This is a genomic window from Microbacterium sp. SL62 (assembly GCF_026672635.1).
Taxonomy (GTDB): Bacteria; Actinomycetota; Actinomycetes; order Actinomycetales; family Microbacteriaceae; genus Microbacterium; species Microbacterium testaceum_A.
The window spans coordinates 2,683,149-2,700,911 of sequence record NZ_JAPPRM010000001.1; the positions used below are offsets into that span (position 1 = coordinate 2,683,149).

General features: G+C 71.5%; 18 protein-coding genes. 8 read left to right on the top strand and 10 right to left on the bottom strand.

Annotated elements, in window-relative coordinates:
- Nucleotides 1–31: 31 nt before the first annotated feature.
- Nucleotides 32–1,354 carry a M20/M25/M40 family metallo-hydrolase gene (locus tag OVA26_RS12820; protein ID WP_268104319.1) on the bottom strand — a complete coding sequence of 441 codons (1,323 nt, stop codon included), beginning with the start codon at nt 1,352–1,354 and terminating at the stop codon, nt 32–34.
- A 110-nt stretch (nt 1,355–1,464) separates the two neighbouring features.
- On the opposite strand from OVA26_RS12820, the gene OVA26_RS12825 reads away from it, so the two are divergent.
- Nucleotides 1,465–2,448 (top strand): Gfo/Idh/MocA family protein, encoded by a 984-nt coding sequence (locus tag OVA26_RS12825; RefSeq protein ID WP_268104321.1) that lies wholly within the window; start codon nt 1,465–1,467, stop codon nt 2,446–2,448.
- Nucleotides 2,449–2,495: 47 nt separating this feature from the next.
- The gene (locus OVA26_RS12830) at nt 2,496–3,356 is read left to right on the top strand and encodes an NYN domain-containing protein (RefSeq protein WP_056228758.1); all 861 of its coding nucleotides are present in this window, start codon (nt 2,496–2,498) and stop codon (nt 3,354–3,356) included.
- Between the two features lie 10 nt (nt 3,357–3,366).
- Here the strand turns inward: OVA26_RS12830 and OVA26_RS12835 are convergent, their stop codons facing one another.
- Entirely contained in the window at nt 3,367–3,993 is a 627-nt protein-coding gene (locus tag OVA26_RS12835) for a hypothetical protein (RefSeq protein WP_074696748.1), read from the bottom strand.
- A 4-nt stretch (nt 3,994–3,997) separates the two neighbouring features.
- A complete protein-coding gene (locus tag OVA26_RS12840; protein ID WP_268104926.1) occupies nt 3,998–5,545 on the bottom strand; it encodes an ATP-dependent DNA ligase in 1,548 nt (515 codons plus the stop codon).
- Between the two features lie 203 nt (nt 5,546–5,748).
- Between OVA26_RS12840 and OVA26_RS12845 the strand changes: the two genes are divergently transcribed.
- The gene (locus OVA26_RS12845) at nt 5,749–7,398 is read left to right on the top strand and encodes a RecQ family ATP-dependent DNA helicase (protein ID WP_268104322.1); all 1,650 of its coding nucleotides are present in this window, start codon (nt 5,749–5,751) and stop codon (nt 7,396–7,398) included.
- 9 nt (nt 7,399–7,407) lie between these two features.
- Here the strand turns inward: OVA26_RS12845 and OVA26_RS12850 are convergent, their stop codons facing one another.
- Nucleotides 7,408–7,815 (bottom strand): DoxX family protein, encoded by a 408-nt coding sequence (locus tag OVA26_RS12850; RefSeq protein ID WP_268104323.1) that lies wholly within the window; start codon nt 7,813–7,815, stop codon nt 7,408–7,410.
- Nucleotides 7,816–7,851: 36 nt separating this feature from the next.
- Complete coding sequence (locus OVA26_RS12855; RefSeq protein WP_268104324.1) at nt 7,852–8,457, bottom strand: DUF1349 domain-containing protein; 606 nt, start codon at nt 8,455–8,457, stop codon at nt 7,852–7,854.
- Between the two features lie 63 nt (nt 8,458–8,520).
- On the opposite strand from OVA26_RS12855, the gene OVA26_RS12860 reads away from it, so the two are divergent.
- Nucleotides 8,521–9,012: a GNAT family N-acetyltransferase gene (locus OVA26_RS12860; protein ID WP_268104325.1), complete on the top strand. Its 492-nt coding sequence runs from the start codon at nt 8,521–8,523 to the stop codon at nt 9,010–9,012.
- A gap of 22 nt (nt 9,013–9,034) precedes the next feature.
- On the opposite strand, the gene OVA26_RS12865 is transcribed toward OVA26_RS12860, so the two are convergent.
- The 4 genes from OVA26_RS12865 to OVA26_RS12880 form a co-directional block, all read right to left on the bottom strand.
- A complete protein-coding gene (locus OVA26_RS12865) occupies nt 9,035–9,811 on the bottom strand; it encodes an LLM class flavin-dependent oxidoreductase (protein ID WP_268104327.1) in 777 nt (258 codons plus the stop codon).
- On the bottom strand, nt 9,808–10,689 hold the full coding sequence (locus OVA26_RS12870; RefSeq protein WP_268104328.1) for an LLM class flavin-dependent oxidoreductase: 882 nt from the start codon (nt 10,687–10,689) through the stop codon (nt 9,808–9,810). The genes OVA26_RS12865 and OVA26_RS12870 overlap by 4 nt, the downstream gene beginning before the upstream one ends.
- A gap of 235 nt (nt 10,690–10,924) precedes the next feature.
- Nucleotides 10,925–13,441, bottom strand: coding sequence for an ATP-dependent Clp protease ATP-binding subunit (locus OVA26_RS12875; protein ID WP_268104330.1), 2,517 nt, complete (start codon nt 13,439–13,441; stop codon nt 10,925–10,927).
- A gap of 87 nt (nt 13,442–13,528) precedes the next feature.
- Nucleotides 13,529–14,359 (bottom strand): hypothetical protein, encoded by an 831-nt coding sequence (locus OVA26_RS12880; RefSeq protein WP_268104331.1) that lies wholly within the window; start codon nt 14,357–14,359, stop codon nt 13,529–13,531.
- A gap of 103 nt (nt 14,360–14,462) precedes the next feature.
- Between OVA26_RS12880 and OVA26_RS12885 the strand changes: the two genes are divergently transcribed.
- From OVA26_RS12885 to OVA26_RS12900, 4 genes are all read left to right on the top strand, one after another.
- Nucleotides 14,463–15,278, top strand: coding sequence for an EI24 domain-containing protein (locus OVA26_RS12885; protein WP_268104332.1), 816 nt, complete (start codon nt 14,463–14,465; stop codon nt 15,276–15,278).
- 24 nt (nt 15,279–15,302) lie between these two features.
- Nucleotides 15,303–15,452, top strand: coding sequence for a hypothetical protein (locus OVA26_RS12890; RefSeq protein WP_164481596.1), 150 nt, complete (start codon nt 15,303–15,305; stop codon nt 15,450–15,452).
- Nucleotides 15,453–15,505: 53 nt separating this feature from the next.
- Nucleotides 15,506–16,609 (top strand): class I SAM-dependent methyltransferase, encoded by a 1,104-nt coding sequence (locus OVA26_RS12895; RefSeq protein WP_268104333.1) that lies wholly within the window; start codon nt 15,506–15,508, stop codon nt 16,607–16,609.
- A gap of 76 nt (nt 16,610–16,685) precedes the next feature.
- Nucleotides 16,686–17,255 carry a hypothetical protein gene (locus OVA26_RS12900; RefSeq protein WP_268104335.1) on the top strand — a complete coding sequence of 190 codons (570 nt, stop codon included), beginning with the start codon at nt 16,686–16,688 and terminating at the stop codon, nt 17,253–17,255.
- A gap of 16 nt (nt 17,256–17,271) precedes the next feature.
- Here OVA26_RS12900 and OVA26_RS12905 read toward each other — a convergent pair whose 3' ends face one another.
- On the bottom strand, nt 17,272–17,736 hold the full coding sequence (locus OVA26_RS12905) for a DUF3817 domain-containing protein (RefSeq protein WP_144785607.1): 465 nt from the start codon (nt 17,734–17,736) through the stop codon (nt 17,272–17,274).
- Nucleotides 17,737–17,763: the final 27 nt, after the last annotated feature.

Consider the following 17,763-nt stretch of genomic DNA (forward strand, 5'->3'; position numbering starts at 1 on the left):
GGTCCTCCGCACTCGGTGGTCTCGGCCCGCGTCAGCCCTCGATCAGCGCGCGATAGAACCGGATGCCACGCAGCCACACCTCGACGCGGATGCGCTCGTCGGGAGCGTGCAACGCGTCGCGTTCGGACCTCGTGAGGTGGAACGGCGCGAACCGATACACCGCGTCGGTGAGACCCGTGTAGAAGCGGCTGTCGCTGGCCCCGAGTTGGAGATACGGCAGGGGGACGGTGTCCGCGCCGAGGGTGTCTGTGACGGCGCGGGACAGCCGTCTCCACGCCTCCCCCTGCCAGGGCGAGACCGGCGAGGGGTCGTCGCCGTGGCGCAGCTCGATGTCGACGAGCGGGTCGGCGACCGCTCGGCGCAGGTGGATCGAGACATCGGCGAGCGTGTCGCCGGTGAGCAGGCGCACGTTCACGCTCGCGCGCGCCGAGGTGGCGAGCACGTTCTCGCCCGCCGAGCCCTCGAGACGTGTGACGACGGCCGTGGTCCGAACGAGCGCATTGGTCTCGGGACCGAGGAGCGACAGGGCCGCGGTCACGGCCGGCGCTGACACGGACGTGCGGCGGAAAAGCGTCGCCAGGGGCTCCCCGGCGTGCGATGCGGCCGTGGCGAGCATGGCACGGACGGGCGGGACAAGTCGTCGGGGGAACGGGCGACGGCGGAGGCGATCGATCGCGCGGGCCAATCGGGCCGTCGCCGGCATGCGCGGCGGGGTCGAGGCATGCCCGCCGGCCTCTCGGGTCACGAGGTCGAAGGTGGCGACGCCGCGCTCGGCGACACCGATCATCGCCGTGGGCGCAGCCACCCCCGGGACGGCGCCCTCGACGACCGCTCCCCCCTCGTCGAGCACCAGAGCGGGACGGATGCCGCGCGCAGCCAGCAGCGCCGCTATCGCTCGGGCGCCGGTGCCGCGCGTCTCTTCGTCGTGTCCGAAGGCGAGCCACACGTCCGTTCGCGGCGTGATCCCCTCGGCCAGTGCCCCCTCGACCGCCTCGAGGATCGCGACGAGCGCCCCCTTGTCGTCGATCGCGCCGCGCGCATGGATCGTCGCTTCCGCTTCCTCACCGACGAGGTCGGCGGCGAAAGGCGGATGCCCCCACTCCTGCCCGTCCACGGGCACCACGTCCTGGTGGGCGAGGAGCACCAGGGGCTCGACGGGGCTCTCCCCCGCCCAGCGGTAGAGCAGCGACCGTCCCTCGACCACCTCTCGCTCGAGACGCGCGTGGACGAGCGGATAGAGCCGTTCGAGAGCCGCGTGGAAGTCTTCGAAGGCCGAATCGTCGACCTCCGCCGGGTCGACACACGACACCGTCGGGATGGACAGGAGCTCGCGGAAGCGCTCGACGGCCGTCATGCGACGAGCCTAGGACGATGCCGGCATCATGAGACACGGGATGCCGGCATCCGGGGCCCTTCGAGACTCGCGCGACGCCGATGTCGGCGGGCGCCGCTACGGTGGAGCGCATGACCGGACTGCACTGGGGCATCCTCGCGACGGGCGGCATCGCCCACGCCTTCACCTCCGACCTGCGCACCGCGGGCCTCGACGTCACCGCCGTCGGCTCCCGCCGCATCGACAGCGCTCGGGCCTTCGCCGAACAGTACGACATCGCGCACGCGCACGGCTCGTACGAAGAACTGGTCGCCGATCCGGACGTCGACATCGTCTATATCGCGACCCCGCACCCCGCGCACCTCGAGAACGCCCTGCTCGCCCTCGACAACGGCAAGCACGTGCTGGTCGAGAAGCCGTTCACGCTCAACGCCGCCGAGGCGGCGGCCATCCGCGACAAAGCGGCCGAGAAGGGTCTCCTCGCCATGGAAGCGATGTGGACCCGATACCTGCCGCACATGGTGCGTATCCGCGAGATCCTCGCCGCGGGCACCCTCGGCGAGATCCGCGTCGTGTCGGCCGACCACACCCAGAAGATCTCCGCCGACCCGGCGCACCGCCTCAACGATCTGGCGCTGGGCGGGGGCGCCCTGCTCGACCTGGGCATCTACCCGATCTCGTTCGCGATCGACGTCCTCGGCCTGCCGGAGCGCATCACCGCCCTGGCTCGTCTGTCCGACGCAGGCAGTGACGCCGAAGTGGCGACCAGCTTCGTCCACGCGGGCGGTGCCCTGTCGACCAGTGTGTCGTCGTCGCGCGGAGCGGGGATGAACGTCGCGCAGATCGTCGGAACCGAGGCCCGCATCGAGATCGACCGCGTCTGGTACACCCCGACCTCGTTCCGCGTCGTCTCGCCCGACGGAGACGTGATCGAGGAGTTCACCTCCGAGGTCCCGGGGCGCGGCATGCAGTTCCAGGCCCAGGCCGCCGAGCGTTTCGTCGCCGCCGGAACGGACTCCCACGACATCCTGTCGATCGACGAGACCGTGGCGATCATGGGCGTGCTCGACGAGGTGCGCCGCCAGATCGGCGTGGTCTACCCCGGCGAACGGTGAGGGGCGAGGGCTACCCGGTCGCGGGCGCGACGGGTCAGACTGGACGTATGCCCGACACCCAGACCGCCCGCGTCGCCGTCTACCTCGACTTCGACAACATCGTCATGTCCTGGTACGACCGCGTGCACGGGAGGAACGCCTACTCGCGCGACCGGCAGAAGATCGCCGAGAACCCGACCGATCCCGACATCGCCGAGCGCCTGACCAAGGCGACCATCGACGTCGGCGCGGTGATCGATTACGCCGCGTCCTTCGGCACCCTGGTGCTGACTCGGGCCTACGCGGACTGGTCGTCGCCGGTGAACGCCGAGTACCGCTCGCAGCTCGTCGCGCGCGCCGTCGACCTGGTGCAGCTGTTCCCCGCCGCCGCCTACGCCAAGAACGGCGCCGACATCCGACTCGCGGTGGATGCCGTCGAGGACATGTTCCGCCTCCCCGACCTGTCGCACGTGGTCATCGTCGCCGGCGACAGCGATTACGTTCCCCTCGCCCAGCGCTGCAAGCGGCTCGGTCGCTACGTCGTCGGGGTCGGGGTGGCCGGGTCCACGGCGAAGTCCCTGGCCGCGGCGTGCGACCGCTTCGACGCGTACGACTCGCTCCCCGGCATCCCGAATCTCGCCGAGACGAAGAAGGATGCCGCTCCCTCGCGGCCGCGCGCACGCAAGCGCTCGAAGGACCCGGCGGTCGACCTGCTCGAGCGCGCCATGCAGCTCGAGGCGGAGCGCGCCGACGGCGAGTGGCTGCACGCCTCGGCCGTGAAGGACCTGATGAAGCGCCTCGACCCCTCGTTCAGCGAGAAGGCGCTCGGGTTCCGCAGCTTCTCGGACTTCTTGAAGGCGCAGACCGACCACGTCGAGGTCGATGAAGAATCCAACGTCGTGCAGGTCAAGGCCGTCGCGCGCGGCTGAGGGGCGGGCCTCAGCGGCGTTCGGCGCCCGGGGCGACGTGCGCCAACACGCGTGACCACACCGACGTCAGCGTGACCTGACCGTCGACCGAGCCGATCTCATCGGGATGGACGACCTCGGCGGTGCCCGCGCGGAGGCGATCGACGTACCACGTCGCATCGCTTCGCCCCGCGGGGCCGTCGCCGCCCACGACGACGAGCACCTCGGCCGCGAGGTCGTCGAGCAGGGGGGTCCGCAGGTCGCGGCTCAGCGGGTCGGAGGGGCTCTCGACGCCGACGATCGCGACCCGATCGACGACACCACCCATCGCCGCGGCGAGGTAGAGGGCGATCGGTCCGGCGGCCCTTTCGCCGACGACTCCCACGGTCGCCCCGGGCGCTTCGCGTTCGAGCAACGCCTTCAGCGCCTCGACCGTCAGCCCGGCCGGGGTCTGCCCACCGAAGACCGGTGGGTCCTCGAGCTCGGGCGCATCGAGGCCGACCGCGACGATCCGCACGTCGAAACCCGAGGTGACGCGGGCGTCGGGATCGGTGGTCGCGATATCGCCCGTGCGCAGGACGAACACGGCCCGCGGGGCTCCCGGGGTTCCGAAACTGCGGTAGCCGAGCTCGCCGTCGAGCCAGGGGGCCAGACTCATGGCTTCATCCTTCCGTCGCCGCTTCGCCGCCGCCGGGCAGCAACGCGCGCAGGGTCTCGATGGTGTCGGCCTCTGCCGCGGTCTTGTCCGAACGGTATGTCTTCACCCGGGCGAAGCGCAGCGCCACGCCGCCCGGATACCGCACGGACCGCTGCACCCCGTCGATCGCGATCTCGACGACGGTGTCGGGCGCCACGCGGATGCCGCCCGGCAGGTCTGCGGTCTGCCTCTCGGCGAAGTGCGCCGTCTGCCACTGCAGCAGTTCGTCCGTCAGTCCCTTGAACGTCTTGCCGACCATCACGAAGCTGCCCGGGTCGCCGAAGCGGCCGTGTGGATCCCGCGCTCCGAGATGCAGGTTCGACAGCCAGCCGGAGCGTCGGCCCGATCCGTACTCCACCCCGAGGACGACGAGGTCGAAGGTGTGCACCGGCTTGACCTTCAGCCAGCTTTTGCCGCGGCGCCCCGCGGTATAGGGGTCGTCGAGCCCCTTCACCATCACTCCCTCGTGGCCGGCGGCGAGAGCGTCGCGCGCGAAGGCGTCGGCGACGTCGACGTCGTCCGTGAGCACGGCGGGGATGCGGTGCTCCGCCGCCACCCGTTCGAGCTCGGCGAGGCGCGTGGCGAGGGGTTCGTCGACGAGGTCGCGACCGTCGAGATGGATCAGGTCGAAGAACCAGGGGCGCAGGGCGATCTCTCGAGCCGTCTCGGCGCCGAAGCGGGCCATCGTGTCCTGGAACGGGCGAGGACCGCCGTCTTCGTCGAGCGAGAGGGTCTCGCCGTCGAGGATGATGTCGTGGACGGGGAGCGAGAGCGCCACCTCGACGATCTCGGGCACCCGGTGGGTGATGTCGGCGAGTGTGCGGGTGAAGACGCGCACCTCGTCGCCGTGGCGATGCACCTGCACCCGGGCCCCGTCGAGTTTGTACTCCACCGAGGCTCGGCCGGTCACGGCCATCGCCTCGGCGACGCTCGTCGCGGGAGACGCCAACATCGGCTGCACGCCGCGCCCCACCACGAGCCCGACCGCCGCGAGATCCTCGGGGGTCCCGGTCAGGGCGATGCGGGTCGTCCCACCCAGATCCCCCGACAGCATGGCGGCGCGACGCACCAGGGCACCGTCGCGCTCGGCGGCTCGGGCCACGGCATCCAGGAGCACTCCCTCGAGGGCGCCCGTGCGCAGTTCGCCCGTCATGATGCGAAGGAGCAGGTGCCACTCCGTCGCCGTCGCGCGCCCCGCGAGGTCGTCGAGGAGGCGCGTTCGGACGGCCGCGGAACCCGCCCCAACGATCCCGGTGAGCGCGCTGAACGCGTCGTCGACGTCGCCGATCGTCAGGTTCGAGGTGTCGGCGTGATCACCGGCGCGGGCGGAGAGCGTCCGCCACCCCACGCCGAGGCGTCCCTGGCGCGGGGCCGCGGTGAGAAGCCCCACCGCGGGCTCGATCTCTTCGGGATCGAGTCCGCGCAGAAGGGCCGCGAGGGCCTCGATCTTCGCCAGGCGCGAGCGCGTGTTCGTCACCGTCGCGAGCGCGGTCTCGATGTCGCCGAAGAGCATGTCGGCATCCTGGCATCCCCCTCCGACATCGGGTGGACGCTTGTGCGGATCACGCGCGAGTGCCATGACCACGGCGCTTTTCGGAGACCTTCAGCGTTTCACGGCCACCCCCTCGCGAGAACAGATCCGGGCCGCCCTCGCAACCCCCGGGGCGATGTCGGAGGTCTGAGGTGTGCTGAGACCTCCCCCAGGAATGAGGCTTCGTGAACGCTCCCGCCACACTCGAACAGTCCGCCCGCACCGCCCGTGAGGTGTTCGGATGGGACGACCTGCTGCCGGGTCAGGCCGAGGCGATCGACGCGGTGGTGAGCGGCCGCGACACTCTCGTCGTGTTCCCGACCGGAGCAGGCAAGTCGGCGGTCTACCAGATCGCCGGATGTGAGCTGGGCGGGACCACCGTGGTCATCTCGCCCCTGCTGGCCCTCCAGCGCGACCAGATCGACTCGATCGACGCCGCCCCCGATGCCCCCGCCGCGGTCGCGCTCAACTCGCGCACCGGCGCCGCCGCCAAGAAAGCCGCGTGGGCCGCGATCGAGGGACCCGACGCCGTCTACGCTTTCCTCGCCCCCGAACAGCTCGCCAACGCCGAGGTGTTCGATCGTCTCGCGAAGGCCGATGTACGCCTCGTCGTCATCGACGAAGCCCACTGCGTCTCGGCGTGGGGCCACGACTTCCGCCCCGATTACGCGCGCATCGGCGACGCCATCGAAGCCCTCGGCCATCCCCCGGTGCTGGCGCTGACCGCAACGGCATCCGCTCCCGTCCGCGACGACATTGTCTCGAGCCTCGGCATGCGCGAGCCCCACCTCGAGGTGCGCGGCATGGATCGTCCCGAGATCCACATGGCCGTCCGCCGGCACGAGCACGACGCGGACAAGCGCCGCGCGGTCGTGGCGGATGTCCAGGATGCCGGCGGCCCGGCGTTGCTGTACGTGGCGACGCGCAAGGGTACCGACTCCTACGCCGAAGAACTCCGCGAACTCGGCCTGCGGGCGGCGGCGTACCACGGAGCCATGGCGCAGAAGAAGCGCGACGAGGTGCACTCCGCGTGGAGCGCGGGAGAGCTCGACGTGGTGGTGGCGACCTCGGCGTTCGGCATGGGAGTGGACAAGAGCGACGTGCGCCTGGTCGTGCACGCCGATGTCACGGAGTCGCTCGATTCGTACGCCCAGGAGATCGGACGCGCCGCCCGCGACGGGCAGCCCGCGCGGGCGATCCTGCACTACCGCGCCGAGGACTTCTCGCTGCGCTCGTTCTTCGCGGGCGGCCACACCAAACGAGCCGACATCGCGGGCGTCTGGGACGTTCTGCAGCGGACCAGCACGCCGGTGCGCGCGAAAGACGTCGCCGACGAGAGCGGCCGCTCGGTCCGGGCGATCGGCCGGGTGCTGAACCAGCTCGTGGCCTGCGAGCTCGCCGTGTCGGGCCCCGACGGAGTGTCGGCGCTTGCGAAGGTCTCGGCGGGCGACGCGGTGAGCGCCGTGCGCGAGCGCGACGAGGCCGAAGAGCGCATCCGGGCCTCTCGCATCGAGATCATGCGCGGGTACGCGGAGACGACTCACTGCCGACGGCGGGCGCTGCTCGAGTATTTCGGCGTCGAGACGCCGAGTCAGTGCGCCTCATGCGACCGGTGCGACGCCGGCGCGGTGGTGCCGGTCGAGCCGGCGACCGAAGACGCCGAGTCCGGCGGCATCCGCATCGATTCCACCGTCGAACACGGTGAGTTCGGTACCGGTACGGTCATGGCCATCGAGGACGATCGACTGACGGTCTTCTTCGCCGACCACGGCTACAAGGTGCTGGCCCGCGCGGCGTTCGAGAACGGCATCCTCGAGCTCGGCGAGGCGGCGTAGGCGCGGCCGTCAGCTCCGGCGCGTCGACCACCAGGCCCAGGCGACGAGCGGCACCTGGAGGAACAGTCGGAGGAAGCGCGAGCGGTCGGTGTTCAACCCGGGCGCTGAACGCCCGGTCCGCCACTGGTGCACGTTGCCGGGGAACACCGCGACGAAGAACGCGGCGATGGCCGCGCCGATGCGCCCGCGCTCCTGCGGCAACGCGACGAGAGCGACGCCGAGGATCACTTCGACGGCCCCGGATGCCACGACGATGGCGTCCTTGTCGGTGCGGAGCAGCCGCGTCGCCCACCCGGGAACGACGATCCGGTAGCCACGGCGACCCCACGTGACATGGCTGACGCCGGCCCCGACGAGCAGTAGGGCGAGTGCCCCGCGGGCGACGGAGCGGACGGTGAGACCTGTGCGACGCGGCATCCGGTCAGTCTGTCATCCGTACGCGGGGCTGGGGCCTCAGCTCAAGTCGCGCAGGTCGCGGAGCGATGAGCGATCGAACCGGATCTCATCGAAGACGGCGGTCGCCCCCGCTCCCATCGGCGCCTGAGCCAGGAAGCCGACCGAGAGGGTCGAGGAGTCGGCGTCCAGACGGAACACGCGCAGGAAGGGCCAGGACTCGCCGTCGAGCGAGTAGTGGAACGCGAAGGCCGCCCCGACACGAGCCATTCGCAGGAAGACCGCGTCGGTCGCGAAGACCGCGCCGTTGGCGTCGTCGGAGAAGTCGTTCGTCACGACGCTCACGACCATGCTGTCGCCCTGGGGCGAGTACTCGTTGCAGACCTTCGCCCACCTCTGCGGACCCGACCACAGCGCGAGCGCCCCGGCGTCGAAGGTCGAGCGCTCCCCCGTCACGCGCACCCGGGCCGACAGGGTGAAATCTCCGTCGGGAGCCGCGAAGGCCAAGGCGGTCGCGGCGTGCTGGGCCGGACCGCCGGTCGCGTCGTTCGTCCAGTCGACCCCGCCCCGGGATGTCAGCGTCAACGCGCCGCGAGCGTCGACGCGGGCGTCGCCCTCGACGCCGGTCCAGTGCAGGTCGGGAAGGTCGGGAAGCGACAGCGTCATGAGGGGAGACTATCCAGCGCGCCTCGCGCGGACCCCATCGGGCGGTGTTCCTAGACTCGCGTCATGGAACGATCGCGCGCGACCCTCCGGATCCGCCCCGCGATCCCGGCCGACGCGGTCGCGATCGCGACCGTGCACGCCCAGTCGTGGCGCGAGACCTACGGACGGTTCGTCGACGATCCCGACACGAACCCGTGGTTCGATGTCGGGCGCCGGATCGGGATGTGGCGTTCCTCACTCGAGGAAGAGGAGCTGAACGTCGTCGTCGCCGACGCCGACGGGTCCATCGTGGGCTTCGCCGCGACGCACCTCACCCCGGGGGCGGACGCGGTCCGCCCCGAGGAACTGCAGATGCTCTACGTCGTCGAGTCCTCGCACGGGAGCGGAGCGGGCCAGGCGCTGCTCGACGCGGTCCTCGGGGACCGGCCCGCGTCGCTGTGGGTCGCGGCGGACAATCCGCGCGCTCACGCGTTCTATCTCCGCAACGGGTTCCGTCCCGACGACGCGGAGTCGTCGTTCGGCCCGATCCCCCGCACGGTGCGCCTGGTGCGCTGACCGCGTCGATCGCGGGTCATGCTCAGCGCGGCGACGGCGCCGTCCTCCTCGCGAAGTCGACATACGCCTCGACGGTGTCCTCCGCCACGATCGCCCGCAGCACGACCTCGTCGGCGGCCGCGGTGTAGGCCTCGAGAGCATCCCCCAGCTCGGTGACGTCGCGGATCGTCGTGTCTGCGGCATCCACCCCCATCCGCTCGAAGTTCGCGGCGTAGTTCGGGAACGAGGCGTATCGGGCTGTCTCCGCCTCGAGCCGTTCGCGCGCCGCGGGGGCGATCGCCGTGCGCACGTAGACGGCGATGTGCGCGTCCGGCGCGATCGCGTGCAGCGCCTCGGCCTGGTCGCGGGCCTCGGTCGGGGGCACCCAGTTGAGCAAGACGCCCTCGGCGAATTCGACGCCCGTTCGTCGCATCTTGGGGCCCAAGGCCCCGACGAGAACGCGCGGCACCCCGGCCTCGTGCAGCACCGAGACGGCCTCGGTCACCCGGGCGAGAGCCCCCTGCTTCGCCATGCCCGAGCCGATGCCGAGCGTGAGACGGTCGAGGGGAAGAGCCAGGGATGCCACGTCGGCGGCGATCGCCTCGGCGGGTCTGCGGTCGACGGGCACGACCCCGGTCGCGAGACGGAGCCGGTCGGTCACGCGCGCTGCGGCCGCCAGCGCCGCCAGGGCGTCGCCGTCGGGGGTGTCGTTGATCCACAGCGTGTCGAAGCCGGCGCTCTCGACGACCGGGGCGATCCGGGCGACGGCGTCGGGGCCCAGGGAGCCGGCGAGACCCAGCGAAACGGTTCCGCGCGTCACGACACGCCTCCCGCGTGGGGAACAGCCTGAGCGACCTGGCCGACGGCCGAGAAGAACGCGGCGAGATCGACGTCGTCGGTCGGCAGCAGCACGACGTCGTCGACGCCCGCCGCTTGGAAGCGCGCAACGCCCTCGGCGACCTCGCCCACCGATCCCGCGAGCACGCGGTCGGTCGCGTCCTCGCGATCGGACATGACCGCCGTCGCGCGCTCTCGCGCATCGGGACCGAACGCGGTCAGCACGTACGCGACGATGTCGGCGCGGCCTTCTCGACCGGCTTCTGCGCGCCCGGCCTGCACGGTCTGCACGGCGGCGGCGATCTCGGCGACGGTGTGCCGACTGTCGAGCACCACCCCGTCGGCCACGGCGCCGGCGAGGCTCAAAGTCTTGGGCCCTTCGGCGGCGGCATAGACGAGGGGAGCCTGGGCGGGCGGCCAGTCGAGGGAGACGTCGCGGAGTCTCACGTAACGTCCCTCCGTGGTGACGGTCTCGCCCGCGAGCAGGGAACGCAGCGCGGGCAGGTGCTCACGCATGAGCGTCAAGGGAGACGCGGCTTTCGCCCCGACCTGTCGCATCCAGTCCTGCACACCGTGACCGAAGCCGGGAAGAAGGCGACCGGGGAACATGCGCTCGATCGTGGCGACCTCCATGGCCGAAGCGGCGATGTTGCGCAGCGGAAGCGGGGCGATACCGACGCCGATGCGCAGATGATCCGTCACGGCGAGCGCCGCGGCGGCCGCGGCCCAGGCCGAGGAGCGGAAGCAGTCCTCCCAGAGCCAGAGTTCTTCGACACCGGCGTCTTCGGCCGCGCGCGCGGCGTCGCGCAGCTGCTCGGGCGGATGCGGGTACGGGCTGAAGATCGTGCCGATACGACTCATGGTTCTACTCTGCCGCCAACCTCGGACATCGGGGCGCGACAGCACGCGGGTCGCAGGTGCTCGCACATGCCGAAACCGCATTCGTTCGTCGAGGACGCAGAAGAGCGCGGCCGACCGGGTGCGTCCTCGCCGAACGTATACGTCCTCGTCACGTGCGCGTCCGCTCGAGGGCGAACAGTCCGCGCGCACGGCGAACGCCCCGGAGCCGAAGCCCCGGGGCGTTCATCTCATCGTTCTACGCGGCGAGCGCCTGCACGGCGGCCGAGACGCTGAAGCCCGCGGCGGTGGCATCCACCGTCACCGCTCCCCCATCGCTCAACTCGCCCGAGACGAACAGGTCGGCGATGCGGTCGTCGACCTCGCGCTGGATGACGCGGCGCAGCGGCCGCGCACCGTACTCGGGCTCGTAGCCGACCTCGGAGAGACGGTCAATCGCGGCATCCGTCACCTCGAGCGTGACCTCGCGAGAGGCGAGCCGGCGCGAGGTCGCGTTCAGCAGCAGACGCACGATCTGGCGCAGCTGCGCCTTCTCGAGCTTGCGGAACAGCACGATGTCGTCGATGCGGTTGAGGAACTCCGGCCGCATCGCCTCGCGCAGCTTGCCCATCACGCGGTCGCGCAGGTCGTCGTCGGCGAACTCGCGCCCCGTGGTGGTGAAGCCGATGGCCCACGACCGGGATGCCAAGAACTCGGCGCCCAGGTTGGACGTCATCACGATGACGGTGTTCCGGAAGTCGACCGTGCGGCCCTGGCCATCGGTCAGGCGGCCGTCGTCGAGCACCTGCAGCAGCAGGGTGAACACATCGGGGTGGGCCTTCTCGATCTCGTCGAACAGCACGACGGCGTAGGGGTTACGGCGCACGCGCTCCGTGAGCTGGCCGGCCTCGTCGTAGCCGACGTATCCGGGAGGGGCGCCGATCAGACGCGACACGGTGTGCCGCTCGCCGAACTCGCTCATGTCGAAGCGGATCACGGCGCCGTCGTCGTCGAAGAGCGACCCGGCCAGGGCCTTCGCCAGCTCGGTCTTGCCGACGCCGGTGGGGCCGAGGAACAGGAACGACCCGACCGGGCGGTTCTCGTCGCCCATGCCCGTGCGGTTGCGACGCACGGCCTTGGCGACGGCGGCGACCGCGTCGTCCTGACCGATCACGCGAGCGTGCAGCTCGGCCTCGAGGTCGGCCAGGCGGCCCCGCTCGGTGGCGGTGAGGCGTGCGACGGGGATGCCGGTGGCCCGGCTGATCACCGCGGCGATCTCGGGCTCGTCGACGACGGCGGCGGCGCGCGGGCCGCTGGTCGCCTCGTCGAGTCGCTGCTGCACGGTGACCATCTCGTCGCGCAGGCGCGAGGCTTCTTCGTAGTGCTCGGCCGAGACGGCGGCGTTCTTGTCGGCCTCGAGGGTCGCGAGACGCTCGAGCAGCGACGAGGTGTCGACCGCCACACCGAGGCGCAGGCGTAGTCGCGCCCCGGCCTGGTCGATCAGGTCGATGGCCTTGTCGGGCAGCACGCGATCGGGCAGGTACCGGTCGCTGAGCTCGACCGCGGCGCGCAGGGCGTCGTCGGTGTAGGTGACGGCGTGGTGCTCCTCGTACGCCGAGCGGAGTCCGCGCAGGATCTCCACGGCATCCGTGATCGAGGGCTCCCCCACGCGCACGGGTTGCAGGCGCCGCTCGAGGGCGGGGTCCTTCTCGATCGTGCGGTATTCGCGCAGGGTCGTCGCACCGATCAGGTGCACGTCGCCGCGGGCGAGGCGGGGCTTGAGGATGTTGCCGGCGTCCATCGATCCGTCGCCACTGCCACCGGCGCCGACGAGCGTGTGCACCTCGTCGATGAAGACGACGAGCTTGTCGGAGGCCGCGATCTCGTCCATCGTCTGGGTGAGGCGCTCTTCGAAGTCGCCGCGGTAGCGGGCGCCCGCGAGCATCGCGGCGAGGTCGAGCGAGACGACGCGGGTCTCGCGCAGCTGCTCGGGAACCTCGTTCGCGACGATCGCGCGGGCGAGGCCTTCGACGACGGCGGTCTTGCCGACGCCGGCCTCGCCGATCAGCACCGGGTTGTTCTTGGTGCGACGGCTGAGGATCTCGATGGTCTGCTCGATCTCGTCGGAGCGACCGATGACCGGGTCGAGTTCGCCGGCCGCCGCGCGGGCGGTGAGGTCGATGCCGAAACGGTCGAGGTTCGGGGTGACGGATGCCGACGCGCCGGTCATCTCGTCCTGCTCGCCGCCCATGACGGTCTCGCGCACCCCCTGGGTGAGGGCCTCGGCGGTGACGCCGGCTTGAGCGAGGATCTGCCCGGCGGGCGCGTCCTGCGCGAGCACGAGCGCGAAGAAGAGGTGGTCGGGGTCGACGTAGGTCGAGCCCGCGGCTCGCGCGACCTGGAAGGCGTGGAAGAGCGCGCGCTGCACGGAGCCGGCGACGACGGCGCCGTCGACGTTCGCGGGGGTCGCCGCCGCGGGGAGGCGGCTCTCGGCCGCGCGGGCGATGGCGGCTGGGTCGGCGCCGAGTCGGGCGACGGCCTCTTTCGCGGGCGATCGTCCGACCAGGACGTGGAGCACGTGCAGGGCGTCGAGCTCGCGCTGACCGCGGCCGAGCGCGAAGCGGCCGGCCTCTTGGAGGGCATCCTGGGTGCGGGCGCTGAGGAATCGGCTGAGGTCGATGGAGCGCTCGGCGCGCGCCTGCTCGCCCGCGAGGTAGCGGGCGAGGAACTCGTCGAACGACTGGGCGCCGTCACCGGGGGTGAAGTCTTCGGGCAATTCCGTCTCCTGAGATACGTGAGTGCGGTTCGCTCAAGTTTGCTTCTTGAGCGCCGTCGTATCAAGTTCAACGCGGGGGTCCCGGGTCTATTCCCGCAGCGTCGGGTCGGCCTCGTTCCACAGCTCCACCGTCTGCACGAGCCAGAACACCGCGAAGAGCGCCAGGGCCACCGACTCCCCCACGAGCACCACCGGGACACCCGCGCGCTCGAGCCCCGAGATCACGCCTACCACGAGCAGAACGAGGGTCACCACGATCCCGACGGCCACGGTCGCATACGCGATGCGCACCCCGCGGCGAAGGCGCCCGGTCCGCCGCGGTCGCCAGGCCGCCACCGCCGCCACCGCTGCGATCAGCACGAAGAAGGCGACCGCCGCGATCTGGTGCGCCCCCGCCAAGAACGCCTCGGGCGCGATCAGCGCCCACGTCGCCCCTCCGGCGACGATCACGACGACCACTCCGATCGTCGCCGCCACCCCGGCACTCGCGGTGCTCTGCACCCGGGCGAGGATCGCCGCCGCGATCACCCCGAGCAGGACCACGGATGCCACCGCCACGGCGTTGTTCGCCACGGTCGGCCGCACCGCGGGCGGCACGCACCGCGCCGCGTCGAGACAGGCACCCGACGAGACGGTCGTCGGCACGTAGGCGATCGCGAGGGCCAGTACCGCGGCGATGTCGAGCAGGCCCTGCTCGAGGCTCCGACCCGACAGGGCGAGCAGCGCGAGGGCGATCGCGGTCAACGAGCCGACGAAGATCGGACCCGCGGGGGTGTAGTAGGCCGCGCTGACGGACGGCAATCCCTCGCCGCTCAGCAGTTCCAGCCCCACCCCGATTGCCAGAAGGGCCGTCGCGCCGATCAGGCCCAATCGCACGTACCGGTAGGTGCGCTGCGTCGAGGTGGTGCGGATGCGCATAGCGGCATCCTGGCATCCCTCTCCGACATCGCGACGGGACGGGGCCGGCGAACCGGACGCAACCGCCTCCGCCGATGTCGGAGGCGTCTGCCAGAATCCCGGCATGCGCGAATTCCTCGCCGGAGCGGCCCTGCTGGCACGCGGCCTCGGTCAATGGCGCCGGACGCCCGGCGCGATGGCGCTCGGGCTCATTCCGGGAACCCTGGTCGGTCTGGTCTTCGGCGCCGCCCTCGTGACGTGGGGTCTCGTCCTCCCGGGCCTCGTCGACGACTGGACACCGTTCGCCGACGCCTGGATGCCGTTCTGGGCCGGCGCCCTGCGCACCGCGATCGGCGTGGCCTCGTTCGGCGCCGCGGTCCTCGTGGCGATCGTGTCGTTCACGGCCGTCACCCTCGCCGTGGGCGAGCCCTTCTACGACCGCATCTGGCGGGCGACCGAGAGGAGCGCGACCGGCACGGTCCCCGACGCGGAGTACGGGTTCTGGAGGGCCGTCGGCGACAGCGCCCGGCTCATCCTCCGCGGCATCCTGGCGGCCGCCCTCGCGTGGCTCATCGGACTCATCCCCTTCGTCGGGGGCGTCCTGGGTTTCGTCACCGGCGTGGTCCTGACCGGTTGGCTGCTGGCCGACGAGCTCACCTCGCGTGCGCTCTCGGCGCGTGGCCTCGACAGACAGGCGCGCCGCCGACTGCTGCGCACCCATCGCGCGCGTGCCCTCGGGTTCGGGGTGGCGACGCAGTTGTGCTTCCTCGTGCCGCTGGGGGCGGTCGCGGTCATGCCCGCGGCCGTCGCCGGCAGCACGCTGTGGGCGCACGCCGCCCTGGGAGTCACGCCACGGCCGCATCCCGCCGTTCGCGACGCCGTTCCCGCGACGGCGCAACCCACCCCGCCGGCGAACCGGCGCGCGGACTCGGCACGATAGCCTGGAGCGACCGAAGGGATCCTCATGTTCATCGTCTCGCTCATCCTGTTCGTCGGCGGCATGCTGCTGACCGGCATCTCGTTCTCGCTTGCCGCCCCCGCGCTGTTCTTCGCGCTCGGCATCATCCTCGTCTCGGCCTCCCTGGCGTTGCCGTTCCACTTCGGCACCCGCTGAGCCCGCAACTCGGATCGGCACCGCCCCACGTCACCCCCGGGTAGCGTGGACCGGTGCCTTTCTCGTTCGACGCCCTGCGTCGCCGCCCCGATCTCGAGGGCCCCGATCTCCTGGCGGTCGACGCCGCCGACCGCCTGATCCTCGACGAGTCAGCGGACGCCCGAGCCCAGGTCGGCGATGACGAGCTCGTCGTGATCGGCGACTCCTCCGGGGCGCTCACGCTGGCGTCAGCGGATGCCGGAGGTCGCGGCATCCGGGTCCATCAAGACGAACTGCTGGGCGAGGAAGCCCTGGCGCTCAACGCCCGCGACACCGGGCTCGAGGAGTCCTTCGTCTCGCACCCGCTCGATACCGCGCTTCTCACCGGGGCGCGGGTCGTCCTCCTGCGGCTCCCCCGGTCGCTCCACGCTCTCTCGGACATCGCCGGGCTGATCGCCGTTCATGCGCACCCCGAGGTCGTCGTGTACGCCGGCGGTCGCCTGAAGCACATGACTCCGTCGATGAACGACGTGCTGCGACGGTTCTTCACCCGGCTCGACGTCACGCATGCGCGGCAGAAGTCGCGGGTCCTCGTCGCGCGCGGCCCCCACGACGGCGCCGAGCCCGTCCCCGAGAGCGCCGAGGTCGACGGCATCGCGGTCCGCGCTTTCGGCGGCGCCTTCGCGGGCGCATCGATCGACATCGGCACGCGGCTGCTGCTCGCCCACCTCCCGTCGCCGCGCGGCGGTGAGGCGATCGACCTGGCGTGCGGGACGGGAGTGGTCGCCGCGGCCCTGGCGACGCGGCATCCCTCCCTCCGGGTCATCGCGTGCGATCAATCGGCGATCGCGGTCTCGTCCGCCCGGGCCACCGCCGAGGCCAACGGGGTGTCCGATCGCGTGAGCGTCGTCCGCGACGACGTCTTGAGGGGGCAGCCGGATGCCACGGCGTCGTTCATCGCGCTGAATCCGCCGTTCCACGCCGGATCCGCCATCAACGAGGGTCTCGCTCCCCGGATGTTCGCCGACGCGGCTCGGGTGCTCGCCCCCGGCGGCGAGCTCTGGACCGTGTGGAACTCGTCGCTGCAGTACCGCCCCGCTCTCGAGCGACTCGTGGGCCCGACCCGTCAGATCGCTCGCGACCGCAAGTTCACGGTCACGGTGTCGACCAAACGCTGACCCGCCCGCCGTCGACCCGTGGCGAGCGCGCTGTTCCCGGCGTAGATTCCGTCTGACGTCGACAAGGAGGTGCACCGTGCGGATCCGAACCGCTGCTCCGCTGCTCGCCCTCGTCGCTGCCCTCGCGGCGGTGCTCGCGACGGGAGCGTCGGCGGCCGTCGCCCCCGCGTCGCCGACCGTGCGCGCCGATCCCCTGTCCGACGCCCTCACGGCGCCCCTGCTCGCGGACTGCTCGAGCATCACGGACAACGGTCGCGGCTACGCCCGACTGCACGGCATCGGCCTGTGCGGCGCCGACTCGACACCCGCGTCGCAGCCCCTGCGCACCGAGCTCGTCGGTGGCGAGGAATGCGGGTCGGCGACGCTGACGATGTCGAGTCGCGGCGGCGGGCTGGCCGCGATCGACTGGCGGGTGAGTTCCGAGACGGGACCGATCGTCGCCGTCGAACTCGACCTCGCGTTCGCGAGTCACGCGGGTGGAGAGATGCGCCACTTCTCCGACCGCTCGCCCAGCGTGCATGCGCACGACGGGACGGTCGCTTTCCTCGGGGTGGGCCGCGCCACGGCGAGCCTCTCCGGGTCGGTCGAGACCTTCACCGCCACGTGCCGCATCGTTCCGGCGAGCGTGCGCATCCTCGTGCGCTGAGGCTCACCGTGCGGTGTCAGCCCTTGCCGCCGGGAGGACCCACGACCAACAGCACGACGAACACGACCACCACCAGCGCGACGAGCACCAGCGCGAGCGCCCAGGGCCGGCGGAGGAAGAACCGCAGCAAACGGTCGAGCGGCCGTCGATCGCGCGGGTCGCCGCTGTCGTCGAGCCGCCACGCCCCGCGGAGGCGTCCGGTGCGGTGCAGCCAGATCTCGGTGGGGATCGTGGCGTAGGGGATGACGGCGCTCACCACCGCGAGCGCGGTCGGCCCGAGGCCCCAGCGCTGGTTCAGCGCCACGAGGACGGCGGTGGCCCCGTAGGCGAGGAACACGAAGCCGTGGATGCCACCCCCGATCGACACCGCGATGGGAAGGTCGGCGACGGCGCGAAGAATCAACCCGCCGATCAGAAGCGTCCACGAGATCGCCTCGGCGATCGCGAGGGTGCGAAACAGGGTCAGGGGCGTGCGGAACACGTCTCTCCTCGTTCGGGTCGGGGGCTT